This window comes from Streptomyces amritsarensis (genome assembly GCF_001953875.1).
Classification (GTDB): domain Bacteria; phylum Actinomycetota; class Actinomycetes; order Streptomycetales; family Streptomycetaceae; genus Streptomyces; species Streptomyces amritsarensis.
On record NZ_MQUR01000120.1, the window covers coordinates 1 to 19,508 of the forward strand.

Annotated in this window: 18 protein-coding genes; 8 read left to right on the forward strand and 10 right to left on the reverse strand. The window is 72.0% G+C overall.

The genetic code is table 11. The features are described 5' to 3' along the window. The 3 genes from AVW11_RS31915 to AVW11_RS31925 all read right to left on the reverse strand — a co-directional run. Positions 1 to 1,287, reverse strand: a 1,287-nt coding sequence (locus tag AVW11_RS31915) for a protein kinase (protein WP_158076176.1), incomplete at its 3' end; no start/stop codon positions are given. A 78-nt stretch (positions 1,288 to 1,365) separates the two neighbouring features. Continuing rightward, complete coding sequence (locus AVW11_RS31920; protein WP_476755992.1) at positions 1,366 to 3,468, reverse strand: serine/threonine-protein kinase; 2,103 nt, start codon at positions 3,466 to 3,468, stop codon at positions 1,366 to 1,368. A 374-nt stretch (positions 3,469 to 3,842) separates the two neighbouring features. Further along, positions 3,843 to 5,549, reverse strand: coding sequence for a glycerol-3-phosphate dehydrogenase/oxidase (locus AVW11_RS31925; protein WP_076046773.1), 1,707 nt, complete (start codon positions 5,547 to 5,549; stop codon positions 3,843 to 3,845). Between the two features lie 229 nt (positions 5,550 to 5,778). Here AVW11_RS31925 and AVW11_RS31930 point away from each other — a divergent pair, with 229 nt between their 5' ends. From AVW11_RS31930 to AVW11_RS31940, 3 genes are all read left to right on the forward strand, one after another. After that, positions 5,779 to 7,008, forward strand: coding sequence for a nucleotide sugar dehydrogenase (locus AVW11_RS31930; protein ID WP_076046774.1), 1,230 nt, complete (start codon positions 5,779 to 5,781; stop codon positions 7,006 to 7,008). A 75-nt stretch (positions 7,009 to 7,083) separates the two neighbouring features. Further along, complete coding sequence (locus AVW11_RS31935) at positions 7,084 to 7,284, forward strand: hypothetical protein (protein ID WP_046779220.1); 201 nt, start codon at positions 7,084 to 7,086, stop codon at positions 7,282 to 7,284. Then, on the forward strand, positions 7,281 to 7,598 hold the full coding sequence (locus AVW11_RS31940) for a type II toxin-antitoxin system PemK/MazF family toxin (RefSeq protein WP_107277627.1): 318 nt from the start codon (positions 7,281 to 7,283) through the stop codon (positions 7,596 to 7,598). The genes AVW11_RS31935 and AVW11_RS31940 overlap by 4 nt, the downstream gene beginning before the upstream one ends. Positions 7,599 to 7,663: 65 nt before the next feature. On the opposite strand, the gene AVW11_RS31945 is transcribed toward AVW11_RS31940, so the two are convergent. The 4 genes from AVW11_RS31945 to AVW11_RS31960 all read right to left on the reverse strand — a co-directional run bounded on the left by AVW11_RS31945 (position 7,664) and on the right by AVW11_RS31960 (position 12,159). Further along, on the reverse strand, positions 7,664 to 8,788 hold the full coding sequence (locus AVW11_RS31945) for a GuaB3 family IMP dehydrogenase-related protein (RefSeq protein WP_030851473.1): 1,125 nt from the start codon (positions 8,786 to 8,788) through the stop codon (positions 7,664 to 7,666). A gap of 140 nt (positions 8,789 to 8,928) precedes the next feature. Next, positions 8,929 to 10,428 (reverse strand): IMP dehydrogenase, encoded by a 1,500-nt coding sequence (gene guaB / locus AVW11_RS31950; protein WP_030851476.1) that lies wholly within the window; start codon positions 10,426 to 10,428, stop codon positions 8,929 to 8,931. Between the two features lie 114 nt (positions 10,429 to 10,542). After that, a complete protein-coding gene (locus AVW11_RS31955; protein WP_030659530.1) occupies positions 10,543 to 11,172 on the reverse strand; it encodes a sigma-70 family RNA polymerase sigma factor in 630 nt (209 codons plus the stop codon). A gap of 375 nt (positions 11,173 to 11,547) precedes the next feature. Continuing rightward, entirely contained in the window at positions 11,548 to 12,159 is a 612-nt protein-coding gene (locus AVW11_RS31960) for a response regulator transcription factor (RefSeq protein ID WP_003948568.1), read from the reverse strand. Between the two features lie 390 nt (positions 12,160 to 12,549). Between AVW11_RS31960 and AVW11_RS31965 the strand changes: the two genes are divergently transcribed. After that, complete coding sequence (locus tag AVW11_RS31965) at positions 12,550 to 12,876, forward strand: WhiB family transcriptional regulator (RefSeq protein ID WP_030027725.1); 327 nt, start codon at positions 12,550 to 12,552, stop codon at positions 12,874 to 12,876. 207 nt (positions 12,877 to 13,083) lie between these two features. Here AVW11_RS31965 and AVW11_RS31970 read toward each other — a convergent pair whose 3' ends face one another. Further along, a complete protein-coding gene (locus AVW11_RS31970) occupies positions 13,084 to 13,983 on the reverse strand; it encodes a LysR family transcriptional regulator (RefSeq protein ID WP_030851478.1) in 900 nt (299 codons plus the stop codon). Between the two features lie 88 nt (positions 13,984 to 14,071). Between AVW11_RS31970 and AVW11_RS31975 the strand changes: the two genes are divergently transcribed. From AVW11_RS31975 to AVW11_RS31985, 3 genes are all read left to right on the forward strand, one after another. Beyond that, the gene (locus AVW11_RS31975) at positions 14,072 to 14,758 is read left to right on the forward strand and encodes an MOSC domain-containing protein (RefSeq protein ID WP_076046777.1); all 687 of its coding nucleotides are present in this window, start codon (positions 14,072 to 14,074) and stop codon (positions 14,756 to 14,758) included. Between the two features lie 31 nt (positions 14,759 to 14,789). Beyond that, the gene (locus tag AVW11_RS31980) at positions 14,790 to 15,563 is read left to right on the forward strand and encodes an SDR family NAD(P)-dependent oxidoreductase (RefSeq protein WP_060178865.1); all 774 of its coding nucleotides are present in this window, start codon (positions 14,790 to 14,792) and stop codon (positions 15,561 to 15,563) included. A gap of 105 nt (positions 15,564 to 15,668) precedes the next feature. Beyond that, positions 15,669 to 16,379 (forward strand): ester cyclase, encoded by a 711-nt coding sequence (locus tag AVW11_RS31985; RefSeq protein WP_076046775.1) that lies wholly within the window; start codon positions 15,669 to 15,671, stop codon positions 16,377 to 16,379. Positions 16,380 to 16,443: 64 nt separating this feature from the next. On the opposite strand, the gene groL is transcribed toward AVW11_RS31985, so the two are convergent. Continuing rightward, on the reverse strand, positions 16,444 to 18,072 hold the full coding sequence (gene groL / locus AVW11_RS31990; RefSeq protein WP_030851491.1) for a chaperonin GroEL: 1,629 nt from the start codon (positions 18,070 to 18,072) through the stop codon (positions 16,444 to 16,446). A 112-nt stretch (positions 18,073 to 18,184) separates the two neighbouring features. Continuing rightward, entirely contained in the window at positions 18,185 to 18,493 is a 309-nt protein-coding gene (gene groES / locus AVW11_RS31995; RefSeq protein ID WP_030011064.1) for a co-chaperone GroES, read from the reverse strand. 259 nt (positions 18,494 to 18,752) lie between these two features. On the opposite strand from groES, the gene AVW11_RS32000 reads away from it, so the two are divergent. Then, positions 18,753 to 19,235: a hypothetical protein gene (locus AVW11_RS32000; RefSeq protein ID WP_143568926.1), complete on the forward strand. Its 483-nt coding sequence runs from the start codon at positions 18,753 to 18,755 to the stop codon at positions 19,233 to 19,235. The last annotated feature ends 273 nt before the right edge of the window (positions 19,236 to 19,508 follow it).

A 19,508-nucleotide genomic window follows, 5' to 3' on the forward strand; every position in this document is an offset into this window, starting at 1 on the left:
CGGGCCCGGGGCGGGCCACGGCTGCGCCCCGGGCCCCGCCCCGGGCTCCGGCTCGTGCCTCGGTTCGGGCTGCGGCCCGTGCCTCGGTTCGGGCTGCGGCGGGGACGCGGTTTCCGGCTGCGGCTCGGGCCCCGGCCCGGGCTGCGGCAGGGAGGCGGTTTCCGGCTGCGGCAGGGCCGGGCGGCGCGGGGTCGCGCCGTGCCAGGCGCCGGCGGTACCGGTTGCGCTGCCGGCGCCGGAACCGGCACCGGTCTGCGGTCCTCGGCCGTACGGGTACGAGTAGCCCTGCGGGAGGGTCGATCCTTCGGGCCGGCGCTCGGGCGCGGCTGCGGACCCCGCCTCGATCACGGCCCCGCTCTCGGCCTCGGCCTTGCGCTGCTCGGTGACGTGGGCGGCTGCGGCCCGCGCGCCCGCCCGGTACGCGGCGATGGCCCCGGCGCGTGCGGCGGCCTGGAGGTCGGCGCGGTCCTGCGGCCGCCCGGGGGTGATGTGGTCGTTGTACCGCGGCCCGGTGTCGTACCCGGGGGCCACGAGCGGGGCGTACCCGGGGGCGGCGTCCGCCTCGGGCGCCGGCGGCGGGGCCGGCGGCTGGGGCTGGGTCTGCGCCGGGGCCGGGAGCGTCTGCACCGGGACCGGTGGGGCCGGCACGGTGGTCGGTGACGGGGCGGTTGCGGGGCCGGCGCCCCACCGCTCGTCGGGGCCGGAGTCGTCGGTGCGGGGGACGGGGTCGTACCCGCACAGGGCCTCCTCCGCCGCCCCGGCCGCGAGGCCGGTCAGTACGACCCGGCCGTCCTCACACACCAGCACCGTCCGGACGGTGATGTTCCGGTGCGTCCATCCGTGCGCGTGCAGCACGCGCAGCGCGGTGAGCACGTCCGACGCCACCTCAGCAGCCCGGTAGGGGCTGAGGGGTTCGTCGGCGAGCAGCGCGGCCAGCGGCCTGGCCGGGACCAGTTCGCTCACGATCCACAGCGACTCGCCCTCGGCGAAGACGTCGAAGACCTGGTCCAGCCGGGGATGGTCGGGAATCGAGGCAGCGGCCTGGGCCGCCTCGATCGCGCGCCGTACGGCCGGCAGGTCGGCGGGAGCGCGGCGGGCCGCCGGAACGGCCGACGGTCCGTCCACCAGCTCGGCGTCCACGACCTCGGGCAACGGCACCTGACGCACCAGGACTTCCTGTCCGCTGCGCGTGTCGAAGGCCCGGGTCTCGACGAGCTCGTACTCGTCGGACGGCGGCAGCGGCAGGCGGTAGCGGCCGGCCAGGATCCGGCCCGCGTACTCCTCCACATCGCCTCCCCCGAGTGCGGCAGGCCCCCCAGGGCCCCGCTGACACGATACGTCGACAGGGGCGCCTGCGTCCCGGGGTCAGCCGAGAGGCTGGAACGTCTGGAAGGCGACGTCGCGCATCTGGGTGCACTCGGGGCCGTCCCACTGGTCCGCGGGGCAGCTGATCATGATGGCGTAGCCGTGGGTGGCGTCGACCTTGAACCCGCGGTTGAGCACGCGGACCTTCATCCCGCCCTGCTCGCGCTCGAACTCCCAGTCGGCGACGGTCGGGTAGCCCCGGTACTCGGCCTTGTCTATGCGGATCTGCCGGTAGCCCTTGCTGCTGCCTCCCACGGCGGGGGCCAGCTTCGCCCAGGCGAGGGCCGCGTCGTCGCTCGGCTTGTTGTTGTAGTCGACCTGGATCCGGGGGAAACCGCCGTCGCGGCTGAATATGGCGCCGGAGTTCTCACCGGCCGTGCCGGTCCGCCTGAACCCCTCGGGCATGGCCATCGAGAAGTGGAAGCCGGGCTCCGTCACCATCGCGTATCCGGCGGGGAGTGCGCCTCCCACGCCTCCGGTCGTGGCGCCCTGGCCCTGACCCTGGCCCTGGCCTTGGCCCTGGCTCGCGGCCGGGGTCTGCTGGCCCTGTCCCTGGCCGCCGGCACCCGCGTCGGTGCCGGTGCCGGCGGTGCCGCCCGCACCCGTCTCACCGGTGTTGCCCGACGGCTTCGGGGAACCCTGTTCGGCCCCGCCCGAGGTCTGCGGGGCGGATGCGGCCGGGGTGGCCTGGCCGCCCTTGCCCTGGTCCTTCTTGTCCTTGTCGTCGCCGCTGACCGCCCAGGCGATCAGCGAGCCGACCACCGCCAGCACGGCGACCACGGCGACCACGGCGAGCGCGATGGTGCGGCGCGGCATGACGTCCGTGAGCGGCGCGACGACGGAGGCGGTCCGGCCCTTCGGCGCTTCCGCGGCCGAGACCGCGGTCGTGGCGGCGGCCGGGCTCGCCGCCGCGGACTTGCGGGCGGCCTTCAGCGCGGCGCGGGCGCGCTCGCGCTGCTCCCGCTCGCGACGCTCCCGCTCCTTCTTCGCGGCCTTCTCGGCGGCCTTCTCCGCGCTGGCCTTCTCCGCTGCCTGCTTGGCGTCGGCCAGCGATATCTGCCGGGTCTCCTCGGCGACCGCGGTCACCACGGGGACCGGTTCCGGCTCGGGCGCGGCGATGACGGCGGTGAGCATCGCCCGGGCGCGTGCCTCGTCGAGGCGGCGGGCCGGGTCCTTGGCGAGCAGACCGTAGATGACCTCGGTCAGCGGGCCGGCGTTCTTCGGCGGGTCGACCGGCTCGGTCATCACCGCGGTGAGCGTGGCGAGCGCGGACCCCTTGTCGTACGGGGGCGTTCCTTCGACGGAGGCGTACAGCAGGCCGCCGAGGGACCACATGTCGGCGGGCGGGCCGGGCTTCTGGCCGCGGGCGCGCTCGGGCGAGATGTAGGAGGGGGCGCCGACGAGCATGCCGGTGGAGGTGACGGAGGGGTCTCCCTCGACCTGCGCGATGCCGAAGTCGGTGAGGACGACACGGCCGTTGCCGGCGATGAGCACGTTGGAGGGCTTGACGTCCCGGTGCAGGATGCCCTGGCCGTGCGCGGCGCGCAGGACGTCGAGCACCGCGAGGCCGACCTCGGCCGCGCGGTGCGGGGTGAGGGGGCCGTTCTCCCGGATGAACTCGGCGAGCGAGGGCCCCTCGATGAGCTCCATGACGATCCACGGCCGGGCGTCCTCGTCGACGACGTCGTAGACGGTGACGGCGCCGCCGCTGCGGATCCGGGCGATGGCCTTGGCCTCGCGGAGGGTGCGGGTGATGAGGCGGCGCTTCTCGTCGTCGTCGACCCCGCTGCTGAAGCGGAGCTCCTTGACGGCGACCGTGCGGCCCAGGGTCTCGTCCTGGGCCCGCCAGACGGTACCCATCCCGCCCTTGCCGAGCACGGCCCCCAGCCGGTAGCGCCCGGCCAGCAGCCGCCCTTCGTCCTGCCCGTCCCCGGCCGCCTTGGCGGCGGCGGCCTTGACGGCGGCGGCCATGGCATCGGCCTTCTCGACGACGGGATTGGCGGCGGGCTTCGCGTCCTCGGCCTCGGCAGCGGGCGCGGCCGCGGGCTTCGCCTCGTCCGAATCCGGACCGGCCGCTACAGACTCAGCCTTGCCCAGCCCCACCTTCGAACCAGCGGGCTTCGCCGCAGGCGCAGGGGCAGAGGCGGACTTCGGCTCGTCAGGCTCCCCGTCCGCGGCCGTCCTTGCCGCGGGCACGGAAACATCCTCGGGCTTCGCCGCAGGCGCAGAGGCAGGGGCAGGCCCCGCCGAAGCGCCCTCGCCAAGCTTCGCCGCAGGCGCCCCGGCAGGTGACTCGGTGTGCTCCGGCTTCGACATGCGTCCCCTCTGCGATCGTGCCGCTGCTCCGCCCGCCCCAGCGGCTGAGCGACCCGGCGGCCGGGGCCCACGGTAACCCGCCCCGGCAGAGCCATCATTGTTCCTCACTCCGCAACGGACGGACCCCCCGGGTCTGCGGTTCCGCCTTCCGCATCCCGGAGTTACAACGGAACGATGTCGGGCGCCCCCAGCCGTGCCGCGTCCGCCGTCTGGTCGTCCGGCTGCCGCTGCGATTCCCGCTCCGCCTGGACCCTCTTCTCGTAGTGTTCCACCTCCTTCTCGATCTGCTGCTTGTCCCACCCCAGCACCGGCGCCATCAACTCCGCGCACTCCCGTGCCGACCGCGTCCCCCGGTCGAAGGTCTCGATCGAGATCCGCGTCCGCCGCGTCAGCACGTCGTCCAGGTGCCGTGCCCCCTCGTGCGATGCGGCGTACACGATTTCCGCCCGCAGGTAGTCGTCCGCGCCGGTCACCGCCTTGCCCAGTTCCGGATCGGCGGCGACGAGGTCGAGGAGTTCCTCCGTCAGCGCCCCGTACCGGTTCAACAGGTGCTCCACCCGCACCACGTGAAGACCCGTCCGGTCCGCGATCCTCGCCCGGCCGTTCCACAGGGCCCGGTACCCCTCGGCCCCCACCAGCGGTACGTCCTCCGTCACGCACGGCGCGACCCGCTGGGCCAGCCCGTGCACCGCCTCGTCGACCGCGTCCTTCGCCATGACCCGGTACGTCGTGTACTTGCCGCCGGCGACCACCACCAGCCCCGGCACCGGGTGCGCCACCGTGTGCTCGCGCGACAGCTTGCTCGTCGCGTCCGACTCACCGGCCAGCAGCGGCCGCAGGCCCGCGTACACGCCCTGGACGTCGTCGCGCGTCAGCGGCACCGCCAGCACCGAGTTCACGTGTTCCAGCAGGTAGTCGATGTCCGCGCTCGACGCCGCCGGGTGCGCCTTGTCCAGGTCCCAGTCGGTGTCCGTGGTCCCCACGATCCAGTGCCGGCCCCACGGGATGACGAACAGCACCGACTTCTCGGTCCGCAGGATCAGCCCGGTGGTCGAGTGGATGCGGTCCTTCGGCACGACCAGGTGGATGCCCTTCGAGGCCCGTACGTGGAACTGCCCGCGCTCCCCGATCAGCGCCTGCGTGTCGTCCGTCCACACACCCGTGGCGTTCACGACCTGCTTGGCGCGGATCTCGTACTCGACGCCGCCCTCCACGTCCTGCACACGCGCGCCGACGACCCGTTCCCCCTCGCGCAGGAATCCGACGACCCTCGCCCGGTTGGCGCAGTGCGCCCCGTACGCGGCGGCCGTCCGCACGAGCGTGGTGACGTACCGGGCGTCGTCCATCTGGGCGTCGTAGTACTGGAGCGCGCCCACCAGGGCGTCCTTGCGCAGCGCCGGCGCCACCCGCAGGGCCCGGGAGCGCGAGAGGTGCCGGTGCACCGGAAGGCCCCGGCCGTGCCCGCTGGAGACCGACATCGCGTCGTACAGCGCGACGCCCGCTCCGGCGTAGAGCCGCTCCCAGCCCTTGTGCTGCAAGGGGTACAGGAAGGGCACGGGCTTCACCAGGTGCGGGGCGAGGCGCTCCAGCAGCAGACCGCGCTCCTTCAGCGCCTCCCGCACGAGGGCGAAGTCGAGCATCTCCAGATAGCGCAGGCCGCCGTGGACGAGCTTGCTCGACCGGCTGGAGGTGCCCGAGGCCCAGTCCCGGGCCTCCACCAGACCGGTGGACAGGCCCCTGGTGACGGCATCGAGCGCGGTGCCGGCGCCGACCACGCCCGCGCCCACGACCAGTACGTCCAGTTCCCGGTCGGCCATCCGGGTGAAGGCCGCGGCTCGCTGCTCCGGCCCCAGTGTCGCTGTCCTCACGGCTGCCTCCCGTTGGTGCGGGTGAGATCCCGCTCACATGCCCCCGTTTCACGATTCTGACGTCCCGCACCCACATCAGCCACCGCCTGTGGACAACACAACGGCGACGTTCACCCCGCAATGCGACATATCTGTCATATATAAGCCTAGTCTGACATTGCGCCAGCTCCCCTGCCCTCGGGAGGACTTGCGCGGCACCCCCTCACGCCAGGGAAGGGACGGCATCCCCATGCCCGCAGACCTCGCCGTCATCGGACTCGGCCACCTCGGCCTCCCGCTCGCCCAGGCGGCCGTCGCCGCCGGAATCGAGACGGTCGGCTACGACAGCGGTCCGGTCACGGACTCCACTCTCTCCGCTGCCGAGATCCGCCGCATGTCGGCGGCCGGCTTCCGGGTCACCACCAACCCCGCCGAGCTCGGCCGGGTCCGCACGGCCGTCATCTGCGCCCCCACCCGGCTCGGCGCGGACCGCGCGCTGGACCTCTCCGCCGTGGGCGGCGCGGGCCGCGCCCTCGCCGCGCGGCTGCGCCCGCACACCACGGTGATCCTCGAATCCGCCGTACACCCCGGCGTCACCGAGGACTACCTGCGGCCGATCCTGGAAGAGGGATCCGGACTCCGCGCCGGCCGGGACTTCCACCTGGCCTACTCCCCCAGCCGCCTCGACCCCGGCAACCGGACCCACGGCATCTCCAACACCCCCAAGGTGATCGGCGGCCTCACCCCTGCCTGCACCGAGTCCGCGCACGCCTTCTACGCCCGCCTCACCGAGAAGGTGGTCCGCGCCCGCGGCCTGCGCGAGGCCGAGACCGTGCAGCTCCTCGAGACCAACTACCGCCACGTCAACATCGCCCTGATGAACGAGATGGCCGTGCTCTGCCACGACCTCGGCGTCGACCTGTGGGACGTCATCCGCTGCGCCGAGTCCAAGCCGTACGGCTACCAGGCCTTCCGCCCCGGCCCCGGCGTCGGCGGCCACGGCGTCCCCCTCGACCCGAACTACCTCCCCCACACCACCCGCACCCCCGGACACCCGCTGCGCATGGTCGGCCTGGCGCAGGAGATCAACGACCGGATGCCGCAGTACGTCATCCAGCGCTCGGCCACCCTGCTGAACGAGCACGGCAAGTCCGCCCGCGGGGCCCGCGTCCTGCTGCTCGGGGTCACCTACAAGCCGGACCTCGCCGACCAGGAGGGCTCCCCGGCCGGCGAGATCGCCAGCCGCCTCATCGACCTCGGCGCGCTGATCAGCTACCACGACCCGTACATCACGGGCTGGCGGGTCCGGGAGCAGCCGGTCCCCCGCGCGGAGTCCCTGTACGAGGCCGCGGCCAACGCCGACCTGACGATCCTGCTCCAGCACCACCGCACCTACGACATGCAGGCCCTGGCGGTGAAGGCCCAGCTCCTCCTGGACACCCGGGGCGCCGGCCCGGCGGGCGCCGCCCACCGCCTCTGAGTGCCGGCAGTACCCGAACAGGCCGGATGTGCAACATTCGTTGCACAGATGTTGCACCGGGAGTAATCTGGACGCATGGCGACGACCATAGGGTTCAGGCCCACCGAAGAGGACGAGCGGATCATCGCGGCGGCCATGCGCGACGGCGAACGGACCAGCGACGTGATCAGACGGGCCCTGCGCCTGCTGGAGCGGGAGGCGTGGCTCGAACAGGCCCGCGTCGCAGCAGAGCGGCTGGCGGACGAGGACCTGAACGCCGAACCGGACGCCTGGTGATCCGGGGCGCCGTCTACCGCGTGGACCTGGGCGACGCGAAGCGCGGGCACGAGCAGCGGGGCAAGCGCTTCGGCCTCGTCCTGAGCCCGAGCGGCATGGCCTGGAGTGTGGTGACCATCGTCCCCACGTCGACCAGCGCCCAGGATTCCCCCTTCCGTCCCGAGCTGGAGATCGGTGGAAGGCTCACGCGGTTGCTGGTCGACCAGATCCGCACGATCGACGTGTCGTTCGTGCACGGCGACCCTGTGCACTATCTGGACCGGTACGAGCTCGCCCAGATCGAACACGCCGTCACGCTGTACCTCGGTCTGTGACCCGATGCCGCAGGGCCGGCACCCCGAGCGGGGTGCCGGCCCTGCGGCGTGTGCGACCGGGGACGTCAGCGGCGGTGCTGGGAGTCCGCGACCGTGACCTCGACCCGCTGGAACTCCTTGAGCTCGCTGTAGCCGGTGGTGGCCATCGAACGGCGCAGCGCACCGAAGATGTTCATCGAGCCGTCCGGGCTGTGCGAGGGACCGGTGAGGATCTCCTCGGTGGTGCCGACGGTGCCGAGGTCGACCTTCTTGCCGCGCGGCACGTCCTCGTGGACGGCCTCCATGCCCCAGTGGTTGCCCTTGCCGGGCGCGTCCGTGGCGCGGGCCAGCGGGGAGCCCATCATCACGGCGTCGGCGCCGCAGGCCACGGCCTTCGGGATGTCACCCGACCAGCCCACGCCGCCGTCGGCGATGACGTGCACGTAGCGGCCGCCGGACTCGTCCATGTAGTCGCGGCGGGCCGCTGCCACGTCCGCGACGGCCGTCGCCATCGGGACCTGGATGCCGAGCACGTTGCGCGTGGTGTGCGCGGCGCCGCCGCCGAAGCCGACCAGCACGCCCGCGGCACCAGTGCGCATCAGGTGCAGGGCCGCGGTGTAGGTGGCGCAGCCGCCGACGATGACCGGGACGTCGAGCTCGTAGATGAACTGCTTGAGGTTCAGCGGCTCCGCGGCGCCGGAGACGTGCTCGGCGGAGACGGTCGTGCCGCGGATGACGAAGATGTCCACGCCCGCGTCGACGACGGCCTTGGAGAACTCGGCGGTGCGCTGCGGGGAGAGCGCGGCGGCGGTGACCACACCGGAGTCGCGCACCTCCTTGATGCGCTGCCGGATCAGGTCGGCCTGGATCGGCGCGGAGTAGATCTCCTGGAGGCGGCGGGTGGCCGACTCCTCGTCCAGCTCCGTGATCTCGTCGAGCAGCGGCTGCGGGTCCTCGTAGCGGGTCCACAGGCCTTCGAGGTTCAGCACGCCGAGGCCGCCGAGCTCACCGATGCGGATCGCGGTCTGCGGGGAGACGACCGAGTCCATGGGGGCGGCCAGGAAGGGGAGCTCGAAGCGGTACGCGTCGATCTGCCAGGCGATCGAGACCTCCTTCGGGTCCCGGGTACGCCGGCTCGGGACGATGGCGATGTCGTCGAACGCGTACGCCCTGCGGCCGCGCTTGCCGCGCCCGATCTCGATCTCAGTCACGTGTGGTGGCCTTTCCTCTGGGTCTGCCCGTCCAGTATCCCCGAACCCCGGCGGGCCGCGTCCCGGTGACCGCTGTACGGACGCCATGCGAGAGGGGCGGACCCGGTGTCCCGGGCCCGCCCCTCACCATCGGCGCCTGCTCAGCCCTTGCGGCTGTAGTTCGGGGCCTCGACGGTCATCTGGATGTCGTGCGGGTGGCTCTCCTTGAGGCCCGCCGAGGTGATGCGCACGAAGCGGCCGTTCTCCTGGAGCTCCGGCACGGTGCGCCCGCCCACGTAGAACATCGACTGGCGCAGACCGCCGACGAGCTGGTGGACGACCGCGGAGAGCGGACCGCGGTAGGGCACCTGGCCCTCGATGCCCTCGGGGATGAGCTTGTCGTCGCCGCCCACGCCCTCCTGGAAGTAGCGGTCCTTGGAGAAGGAGCGCTGGTCGCCGCGGGACTGCATCGCGCCGAGCGAGCCCATGCCGCGGTAGGACTTGAACTGCTTGCCGTTGATGAAGAGCAGCTCGCCCGGGGACTCCTCGCAGCCCGCGAGCAGCGAGCCGAGCATCACCGTGTCGGCGCCCGCGACCAGGGCCTTCGCGATGTCGCCGGAGTACTGCAGGCCGCCGTCGCCGATGACGGGCACGCCGGCCGCCTTCGCGGCGAGGGAGGCCTCGTAGATCGCGGTGACCTGCGGGACGCCGATGCCGGCGACGACGCGGGTGGTGCAGATGGAGCCGGGGCCGACGCCGACCTTGATGCCGTCGCAGCCGGCGTCGATCAGCGCCTGGGCGCCGTCGCGGGTCGCGACGTTGCCGCCGATGACGTCGACCGCGGAGTTCGACTTGATCTTGGCGACCATGTCGCCGACCAGGCGGGAGTGGCCGTGGGCGGTGTCGACGACGATGAAGTCGGCGCCCGCCTCGATCAGGGCCTGGGCACGCTCGTACGCGTCGCCGGCCACGCCGACGGCGGCGCCGACCAGGAGGCGGCCGTCCTTGTCCTTGGCGGCGTTCGGGTACTTCTCGGCCTTGACGAAGTCCTTGACCGTGATGAGGCCCTTGAGGATGCCCGCGTCGTCGACCAGCGGAAGCTTCTCGATCTTGTGGCGGCGCAGCAGCTCCATGGCGTCCACGCCGGAGATGCCGACCTTGCCCGTGACCAGCGGCATCGGCGTCATGACCTCGCGCACCTGGCGGCTGCGGTCCGACTCGAAGGCCATGTCGCGGTTGGTGACGATGCCGAGGAGCTTGCCGGCGGGGTCGGTGACCGGGACGCCGGAGATGCGGAACTTCGCGCAGAGCTCGTCGGCCTCGCGCAGGGTCGCGTCCGGGTGCACGGTGATCGGGTCGGTGACCATGCCGGACTCGGAGCGCTTGACGAGGTCGACCTGGTTGGCCTGGTCCGCGATGGACAGGTTGCGGTGCAGCACGCCGACGCCGCCCTGGCGGGCCATCGCGATGGCCATGCGGGCCTCGGTGACCTTGTCCATGGCGGCGGACAGCAGCGGGATGTTCACGCGGACGTTGCGGGAGATCAGGGAAGAGGTGTCGATGTCGTCCGGCGCCATGTCCGACGCGCCCGGCAGCAGCAGCACGTCGTCGTAGGTCAGTCCGAGCGTGGCGAATTTGTCGGGCACTCCGTCGGCGGTCATGACACCTTCCCAAATGGTCTTGCTCAGCGCGGATGTCCATGCTAACGGGATACCGACGCGTCTCATTCCACGACCAAGGTCAACCGGAAGTTTCGTAGGTTCCTACGGGTATGCCTACTGCTCCGCGAGCGCGCGGAGCCGGCTGAGGGCCCGGTGCTGGGCCACGCGCACGGCTCCGGGGGACATCCCGAGCATCTGGCCGGTCTCCTCCGCGGTCAGCCCGACGGCCACCCGCAGGACGAGGAGTTCGCGCTGGTTCTCCGGAAGGTTCGCCAGCAGCTTCTTGGCCCAGGCGGCGTCGCTGCTGAGCAGCGCGCGCTCCTCCGGGCCCAGCGAGTCGTCCGGCCGCTCGGGCATCTCGTCCGACGGCACGGCCGTGCTGCCCGGGTGCCTCATGGCGGCCCGCTGCAGGTCGGCGACCTTGTGCGCGGCGATGGCGAAGACGAAGGCCTCGAAGGGCCGACCGGTGTCCCGGTAGCGCGGCAGCGCCATCAGGACGGCGACGCAGACCTCCTGCGCCAGGTCCTCCACGAAGTGCCGGGCGTCACCCGGAAGGCGGGACAGCCGGGTGCGGCAGTAGCGGATCGCCAGGGGGTGCACGAAGGCGAGCAGGTCGTGCGTGGCCTGCTCGTCACCTTCCACCGCCCGGCGCACCAGCGCGCTGACACCTCCGGCACTGCCGCCGCCGGCGGCGCCGGTGGGGCCTGTGGCCGCAGGGGACCCCAGGGCCTCGTCGTCGCGCATCAGTCCATGGTGCCTTGGCGCCGGAGCATCCGCGGCACCGTGTCCCTTGTTGTGCGTCGAAGCGTTATGAGCGGGTGCGCCGGAACTCTTCATCTGCGCCCTCCCCTCCCGCTCGGCCGAATAGTCCCCGAGAGACTCCACACCCTCAAGGATGCGGCATCGCGCACGAAGCGAGACGTCCCCCGGATTGTGCCCCGCCAACCCCCGGGTGCGCACCGGGTACGGCGGGACGGGGCTACCGCGACGAGAAGAGGCGCCGGGAGGCGCCGGGAGGCGGCAAGAGCGGCGCGCCGCCCCGTCCACCGGTGGCGGACGGGACCGCTCTCGACGATCCGCGGTCTGCGGCGGACCGGGCGGGGCCCGGCCGCTGCCGGGTCAGCGGACGAGACCCCAGCGGAAGCCGAGCGCCACGGCGTGCGCGCGGTCCGAGGCGCCGAGCTTCTTGAACAGCCGGCGGGCGTGCGTCTTGACCGTGTCCTCGGAGAGGAAGAGCTCGCGGCCGATCTCCGCGTTGGAGCGGCCGTGGCTCATGCCCTCCAGCACCTGGATCTCGCGCGCGGTGAGGGTGGGCGCGGCACCCATCTCGGCGGAGCGGAGCCGGCGCGGGGCCAGCCGCCAGGTCGGGTCGGCGAGGGCCTGGGTGACCGTGGCCCGCAGTTCGGCGCGCGAGGCGTCCTTGTGCAGGTAGCCGCGGGCGCCGGCGGCGACCGCGAGGGCCACGCCGTCCAGGTCCTCGGCGACCGTCAGCATGATGATGCGGGCGCCGGGGTCGGCCGAGAGGAGGCGGCGGACCGTCTCCACACCGCCGAGCCCGGGCATCCGTACATCCATCAGGATCAGGTCGGAGCGGTCGGCACCCCAGCGGCGGAGGACTTCCTCGCCGTTGGCAGCCGTCGTCACACGCTCGACGCCGGGCACGGTGGCAACCGCGCGACGGAGCGCCTCTCGGGCAAGCGGGGAGTCGTCGCAGACGAGGACGGAAGTCATGACCGCCCTCCGCAGCTGCTGATGCGCGTCACCTTGAGCCTCCAGGCTGGTACGTATCGTCACCTGTGCGGTCGATGCTCCCGGACACCTGTCCGAGAACTTGTCGGTTCAACCGCCTTCGCACTCTCAACGATGGTCACTCGAAAGAGTTACGGGTCGGACGGACACCTTCGGCACTCTACGTGAGGAAGCGAACACTGCGGCGGAGGCGCAAGCGGCCTGTCCTCCATCTGGAGCTATGCCCTATTTGGCGGCTTTCCTTCCGTTTGGCACGTGTCTGAGGCTAGATTCCCAATGAGTCATATTTACATCTACTCCGACAGTAGGTGTGGAGACCCTTGGAGACATGGACCGTATCCGCCTCAGTACCGGCACCAACGAGGACTACCAATGGCAGATTTCTCCCGCCTCCCCGGACCGAACGCCGACCTCTGGGACTGGCAGCTGCTAGCAGCCTGCCGCGGGGTCGACAGCTCCCTCTTCTTCCACCCGGAGGGCGAGCGGGGCGCGGCCAGGAGCGCGCGCGAGGCCTCGGCTAAAGAGGTCTGCATGCGATGCCCGGTTCGTTCGGAATGCGCCGCGCACGCACTCGCCGTCCGTGAGCCCTACGGGGTGTGGGGCGGCCTCACCGAGGACGAGCGCGAGGAACTGATGGGCCGCGCCCGGCACCGACTGATCCCCGCGTCGAGTGCGATCGGACCGATCGCGCCGCACTGAGAGCCGACGAAACGACGGAAGGAACGTTTCCTCCGCACCACCTGCACGCCGGGCGTGTCGCCGCCCGGTCCTGGATTCACGCGTTCGGCCGTACGCGCGCCCCGCGCGTGTACGGCCGCTCCGTGTCGCCGCGCGTGTAAGGCCTGTCCGCGTCGCCGCGCGGCCGGCACCGGCCCGGCGGACGGGTCAGCGCGGCCGGGGGCGGGATCAGCGCGCGGCCGCGCGCTCCAGCTCGGCCAGGGTCGCGGCCACGGCGGGCACCCGGGCCAGGTCGGGCAGGGTGAGCGCCACGACCTCCCGCTCGACGGCCGGCTCCACGACGAGCGTGCTGACGCCCTTGGCCCGTACGGACTCCACCGCGAGCTCCGGCAGCACCGCCACGCCCAGCCCCGCGCCGACCAGGCCGACCACCGCGGGGTAGTCGTCGGTGGCGAAGTCGATGCGCGGGGTGAAGCCGGCCTCCTCGCACACCTCCACCAGGTGGCGGCGGCAGCGCGGGCAGCCCGCGATCCACGGCTCGCCGGCCAGTTCCGCCATGCCCACGCGCTCCGCCCCGGCCAGCGCGTGCCCCTCGGGGACCAGTCCCACGAGCCTGTCGGTCAGCAGCGGCCGCACCACGAGGTCCTCCCACTCGGCCGCGGACCCCGCGGCCCCGCCGTAGCGGAAGGCCAGCGCCAGGTCGCAGTCGCCCTCGCGCAGCATCTCCACGGACCGCGGCGGCTCGGCCTCGACGAGCGAGATGCGGGTGCCGGGGTGCTCGGCGCGCATTGCCGCGAGCGCGGTCGGCACCAGGGTGGAGCTGCCGCTGGGGAAGGAGACCAGCCGCACGCGGCCCGCGCGCAGCCCGGCGATGGCCGCGACCTCCTCCTCGGCGGCGGTCAGGCCGGCCAGGATCCCGGCGGCGTGCCGGACCAGGGCCTCGCCCGCCTGGGTCAGCCGCATCTCGCGGCCGGTGCGGATGAGCAGCGGGGTGCCGGCCGACTGCTCCAGCGCCTTCATCTGCTGGGAGACGGCGGGCTGGGTGCAGCCGAGTTCGCGTGCGGCGGCGGAGAAGGACCCGGTCCCGGCGACGGCGCGCAGGACCCGGAGATGACGTGCCTCGATCACCCTTGGAGCATAAGGCCCTCTTTGACCGCTGCGCGAATACCTCTGTGACGCTTTGGGGCCGCACGGTTAGCCTGGGCCCATGGGCCCCATGCATCTGATCTCCGTGAACGTCGCCGCCGCCACGCCCTCCGAGCACACCGACGCGGAGAGCGGGGTCACGGGCATCGGCAAGCGCCCCGTCGCCGGCCCGGTCCGCGTCTTCGCGCCCGGCGACAAGGCCACCGGCCTCGGCAGCGGCCTGGAGGGCGATGCCATCTGCGACCGGCGCCACCACGGCGGCGACCACCAGGCCGTGTACGCGTACGCCCGCGAGGACCTGGACCTGTGGGAGCGCGAGCTGGGCCGCGACATGCCCGGCGGGCTCTTCGGCGAGAACTTCACCACCTCCGGCATCGACCTGAACACCGCACGGCTCGGCGACCGCTGGCGGGTCGGCGCGGACCTCGTCCTGGAAGTGGCCTCGGCCCGCATCCCGTGCCGCACCTTCCAGGGCGCGCTGGGCGAGGCGGGGTGGGTCAGGCGGTTCACCCGGGAGGCCCGGCCGGGCGCGTACCTCCGGGTGATCGAGGAGGGTTCCGTCTCCCCCGGCGACCCCATCGAGGTCATCCACCGGCCGGACCACGACGTGACGGTGCAGCTCTGGTTCCGCGCCTTCACCACCGAGCGTGCGCTGCTGCCGCGCACCCTGGCCGCGGGCGCCGCGATGGAGCCCGAGGCGCACGAGACCGTGCGCCGGTACGTGGAGAAGTACGGCACCGGGGCCGGGGCGCGGTAGCGCTGTCGTCCGGGGCGGCTAGGTTGCGCCTATGACGACTGCGTTGATTACGGGATCCACGGCGGGCATCGGCGCCGCCTTCGCCAGGCGGCTGGCCGCCCAGGGGCACAACCTCGTGCTGGTGGCTCGCGACACCAAGCGCCTCGGCGAGCAGGCCACGGAGCTGCACGACCTGCACGGCATCGAGGCCGAGGTGCTGGTCGCCGACCTGTCCACCGAGGAGGGCATCGCGTCGGTCGAGAAACGCCTCGGCGACCGTACGCACCCGGTGGACCTGCTGGTCAACAACGCGGGCTTCGGCAACAAGGGCCGCTACCTCGAAGTCTCCATGGCCGACGAGCTGACCATGTTGAAGGTGCACGTCGAGGCGGTGCTGCGGCTGACCTCGGCGGCGGCGGAGTCGATGCGCTCGCGCGGCCGCGGCGGCGTGATCAACGTGGCCTCGGTGGCCGCCTTCGTGCCCCGCGGCACGTACGGGGCCAGCAAGGCCTGGGTCGTGCAGTTCACCCAGGGCGCGGCGCGGGACATGGCGGGGTCGGGGGTCCGGCTGATGGCGCTGTGCCCGGGCTTCGTGCGGACGGAGTTCCACCAGCGCGCCGGCATGGGCACGGACAGCATCCCCGGATGGATGTGGCTGGACGCCGACAAGCTCGTGGCGGCGGCGCTGGCCGACCTGGCGCGCGGGAAGACGGTGTCGATCCCGGACCCGCGCTACAAGGCGCTGATGGGCGTGGTGAAGCTGACGCCGCGCGGGCTGCTGGGCGGGGTGTCCTCGCGCACGGGCCGCAAGTACGGGCCCCAGTAGCACTCGTGACCCGCCGGTGAGCCTCCGCCGAAGCCCGCCGAAACCGCCAAAAGGGTCGACTCTCCCTAAACTGGACATGTCCCATCTCCAGCGGGAGGCGACGCGATGACATTCGTACAGGTGATCGATTATGAGACCACGCGGTTCGATGAGATGAACGCGCTCATCGACCGCTGGGCGGAACAGAGCAGCGGCAGGCGCACCGCCACGCACACGATGATCGGCCAGGACCGCGAGGCCCGGAACCACTACGTGGACATGGTGGAATTCGCCTCGTACGAGGAGGCGATGAAGAACTCTCAGCTCCCCGAGACGGACCGGATGTTCCAGGAGATGGTGTCCCTCTGTGAGGGGATGCCGAAGTTCATGAACCTCGACGTGGTCCGCGACGAGCACCTCAACAAGCAGCTCGTGAACCGGGTGTTCCAGGAAGCCGCCATGGCCGGCGACATGAGCGTCCTCGACGACTGCTTCGCGACCAACTACATCGACCACGACGCCAGCAAGGAGGAGCCCACCGTCATCGGACGCGAGAGCATGCGCTCGGACATGGAGATGTGGCGCGCCGCCTTCGACATGACCTTCGAGCCGACGGCCCAATTGGCCGAGGGCGACATGGTCACGACGGTGTGGAACTGGCGCGGCACCCACAAGGGAGAGTTCATGGGGGTCGCACCGACCGGGAAGACCTACGAGATGTCCGGGACCACCACCTTCCGGTGCCTGGACGGAGAGATCATCGAGGGTTGGTGGCACTACAACCCCGGAGCCCTGCAACGCCAGATGGGCGGGACCGGAACGCCCTACGGAACCTGAGGCCCGCACACGGGGAAGGCCCCGCTCCGCGACTGCGGAACGGGGCCTTCGACGTGGAGCGCGATCAGTGGCTGTGGCCGTGACCGTGGCCGTGACCGGCGTCGCCCTCGTCCTCCGCCGGCTTCTCGACGACCAGGGTCTCGGTCGTGAGCAGCAGGGAGGCGATGGAGGCGGCGTTCTCCAGCGCGGAACGGGTGACCTTCACCGGGTCGATGACGCCGGCCTTGACCAGGTCGCCGTACTCGCCGGTGGCGGCGTTGAAGCCCTGGCCCTTGTCGAGCTCGGACACCTTCGAGGTGATGACGTAGCCCTCGAGGCCCGCGTTCTCGGCGATCCAGCGCAGCGGCTCGACGGCGGCGCGGCGCACGACCGCCACACCGGTGGCCTCGTCGCCCGACAGGCCGAGGTTGCCGTCCAGGACCTTGACGGCGTGGACGAGCGCGGAGCCACCGCCGGAGACGATGCCCTCCTCGACCGCGGCGCGGGTCGCCGAGATGGCGTCCTCGAGACGGTGCTTCTTCTCCTTGAGCTCCACCTCGGTGGCGGCGCCGACCTTGATGACGCAGACGCCGCCGGCGAGCTTCGCCAGGCGCTCCTGCAGCTTCTCGCGGTCCCAGTCCGAGTCCGTGGCCTCGATCTCGGCCTTGATCTGGTTCACGCGGCCGAGGACCTCGTCGGAGCTGCCCGCGCCGTCGACGATGGTGGTGTCGTCCTTGGAGATCGTGACGCGGCGGGCGGAGCCCAGTACGTCCAGACCGGCCTGGTCGAGCTTGAGGCCGACCTCCTCGGCGATGACGGTGGCACCGGTGAGGGTGGCCATGTCCTGCAGCATCGCCTTGCGGCGGTCGCCGAAGCCCGGGGCCTTGACGGCCACCGCGTTGAAGGTGCCGCGGATCTTGTTGACGACGAGGGTGGAGAGCGCCTCGCCCTCGACGTCCTCGGCGATGATCAGCAGCGGCTTGGAGCCACCCGCCTGGATGACCTTCTCCAGCAGCGGCAGGAGGTCCTGGATGGAGGAGATCTTGCCCTGGTTGATCAGGATGTACGGGTCGTCGAGGACGGCCTCCATACGCTCCTGGTCGGAGACCATGTACGGGGAGAGGTAGCCCTTGTCGAAGGCCATGCCCTCGGTGAACTCCAGCTCCAGGCCGAAGGTGTTGGACTCCTCGACGGTGATGACACCGTCCTTGCCGACCTTGTCCATCGCCTCGGCGATGAGCTCGCCGACCTGCGAGTCCTGCGCGGAGAGCGCGGCCACGGCGGCGATGTCGGACTTGTCCTCGATCGGGCGGGCGGTCGCGAGGAGGTCCTCGGACACGGCCTTGACCGCGGCGTCGATGCCCTTCTTCAGGGCGGCCGGGGAAGCACCCGCGGCGACGTTGCGCAGACCCTCGCGGACCAGCGCCTGGGCCAGCACGGTGGCGGTGGTGGTGCCGTCACCCGCGATGTCGTTGGTCTTGGTCGCCACCTCCTTCACGAGCTGCGCGCCCAGGTTCTCGTACGGGTCGTCCAGCTCGACCTCGCGGGCGATGGTGACACCGTCGTTGGTGATGGTGGGGGCGCCGAACTTCTTGTCGATGACGACGTTGCGGCCCTTGGGGCCGATCGTCACCTTGACCGTGTCGGCAAGCTTGTTGACGCCGCGCTCGAGGGCGCGACGGGCGTCCTCGTCGAACTTCAGGATCTTCGCCATGGGAGCGGTTCAGCCCTCTCGAAAACTCGGGTTTAACGAGCTACGCCCCTCGCCGCCCGGCAATCAGCGGGGTGACCAGGGGCGTAGCTCAAAGCAGTGCTGTGAAGCGAAATTACTTCTCGACGATCGCGAGCACGTCGCGAGCCGAGAGGACGAGGTACTCCTCGCCGCTGTACTTCACTTCGGTGCCGCCGTACTTGCTGTACAGCACGATGTCGCCGACGGTGACGTCCAGCGGGAGACGCTGGCCGTCCTCGAAGCGACCCGGGCCGACCGCGAGGACGACGCCCTCCTGGGGCTTCTCCTTCGCGGTGTCCGGGATGACCAGGCCGGAGGCCGTGGTCTGCTCGGCGTCGAGCGGCTGGACCACGATGCGGTCCTCAAGCGGCTTGATGGCAACCTTGGAGCTGGCGGTCGTCACGATCCGACCTCCCCCTTCGGAGATCCGGGGTTAACTGTCTGAGGTGGCGACCAGGTCGATCCGTCGTCGCGGGTGCCGGACCTGCCTGTCGCTGTGTTGGCACTCACCGGGGGCGAGTGCCAGGTGCGAGACTATTCCGGCGATTAGCACTCGGTCAAGCGGAGTGCCAATTCCCGACCTCCGGGCGTTGCGCGAAGCCCGTCCCCGACCCCCGGAAATCCCTTCCGCCCACCCGTTCGAGATCACTACTGTCCCGGGAATGACCAGGACAAACTCCGGCGTGCGATGGGTGCACGCCGTCCCGATCGCCATCGGGCTCGCTGTCGGGATCTGGATGTTCCACGCGGCCGTACCCCGCCTGATCACCCAGCTGACGGGGGTGGACGGCAGGTTCGGCGCGGAACGGTGCGTGTGGGGTGAGCCGGATTTCGAGGGGGAGCGCACGATGACGTGCCGGGGCTCCTTCACCGCCGCCGACGGGTCGTTCTCCCTGGCCGGGATCAGGATCGACGGCGTCTTCGACGAACGGCCGCAAGCGCCGGTGGCCGCCCGCGTCAGCGGGCCCGACGCCGATCACGCCGTGCAGCTGGACTTCCTCACCACCTTCGCGCCCATGGGCCTCGGCCTGACCGCCTTCGCCTTCCCGGCCTGGGCCCTGACGGCAGCCACCCGCGACCTCCTGACCCGCCGGTCCCCTGCGGGGTTGCTCGGCGGTGCGGGGGGCGCGCCCGGCGGGGGTTGACGGCGGCCGGGCTTCCCTGGCGGGGTCCGGGCCATGCCGGTGCCGGGGGGTGGGGCGGTGCGGTGCCCCTGCGGGGTTGCTCGGCGGTGGGGGCGCGGCCCCGGCGGGGTTGGGCGTGCTGCGGGTTGGGCACGGCCCATGGCGGGGCTGCTCGGGGGTGGGGGCGAGCCCGGCAGGGTTGGGCGGAAGCCGGGCCATGGCGGCGGCGGGGGCTGGGGCGGTGCGGTGGCCCTGCGGGGTTGCTCGGCGGTGGGGGCGCGGCCCCGGCGGGGT

Coding starts and splice junctions, on each gene's coding strand:
- AVW11_RS31935 (WP_046779220.1), top strand. CDS start 7,084: ATGGCGACGACCATAGGGTTCAGGCCCACCGAAGAGGACGAGCGGATC.
- AVW11_RS32000 (WP_143568926.1), top strand. CDS start 18,753: ATGACCAGGACAAACTCCGGCGTGCGATGGGTGCACGCCGTCCCGATC.
- AVW11_RS31955 (WP_030659530.1), bottom strand. CDS start 11,172: ATGCGCGACGACGAGGCCCTGGGGTCCCCTGCGGCCACAGGCCCCACC.
- guaB (WP_030851476.1), bottom strand. CDS start 10,428: ATGACCGCCGACGGAGTGCCCGACAAATTCGCCACGCTCGGACTGACC.
- AVW11_RS31965 (WP_030027725.1), top strand. CDS start 12,550: ATGGCAGATTTCTCCCGCCTCCCCGGACCGAACGCCGACCTCTGGGAC.
- AVW11_RS31975 (WP_076046777.1), top strand. CDS start 14,072: ATGCATCTGATCTCCGTGAACGTCGCCGCCGCCACGCCCTCCGAGCAC.
- AVW11_RS31930 (WP_076046774.1), top strand. CDS start 5,779: ATGCCCGCAGACCTCGCCGTCATCGGACTCGGCCACCTCGGCCTCCCG.
- AVW11_RS31985 (WP_076046775.1), top strand. CDS start 15,669: ATGACATTCGTACAGGTGATCGATTATGAGACCACGCGGTTCGATGAG.
- AVW11_RS31980 (WP_060178865.1), top strand. CDS start 14,790: ATGACGACTGCGTTGATTACGGGATCCACGGCGGGCATCGGCGCCGCC.
- groL (WP_030851491.1), bottom strand. CDS start 18,072: ATGGCGAAGATCCTGAAGTTCGACGAGGACGCCCGTCGCGCCCTCGAG.
- AVW11_RS31960 (WP_003948568.1), bottom strand. CDS start 12,159: ATGACTTCCGTCCTCGTCTGCGACGACTCCCCGCTTGCCCGAGAGGCG.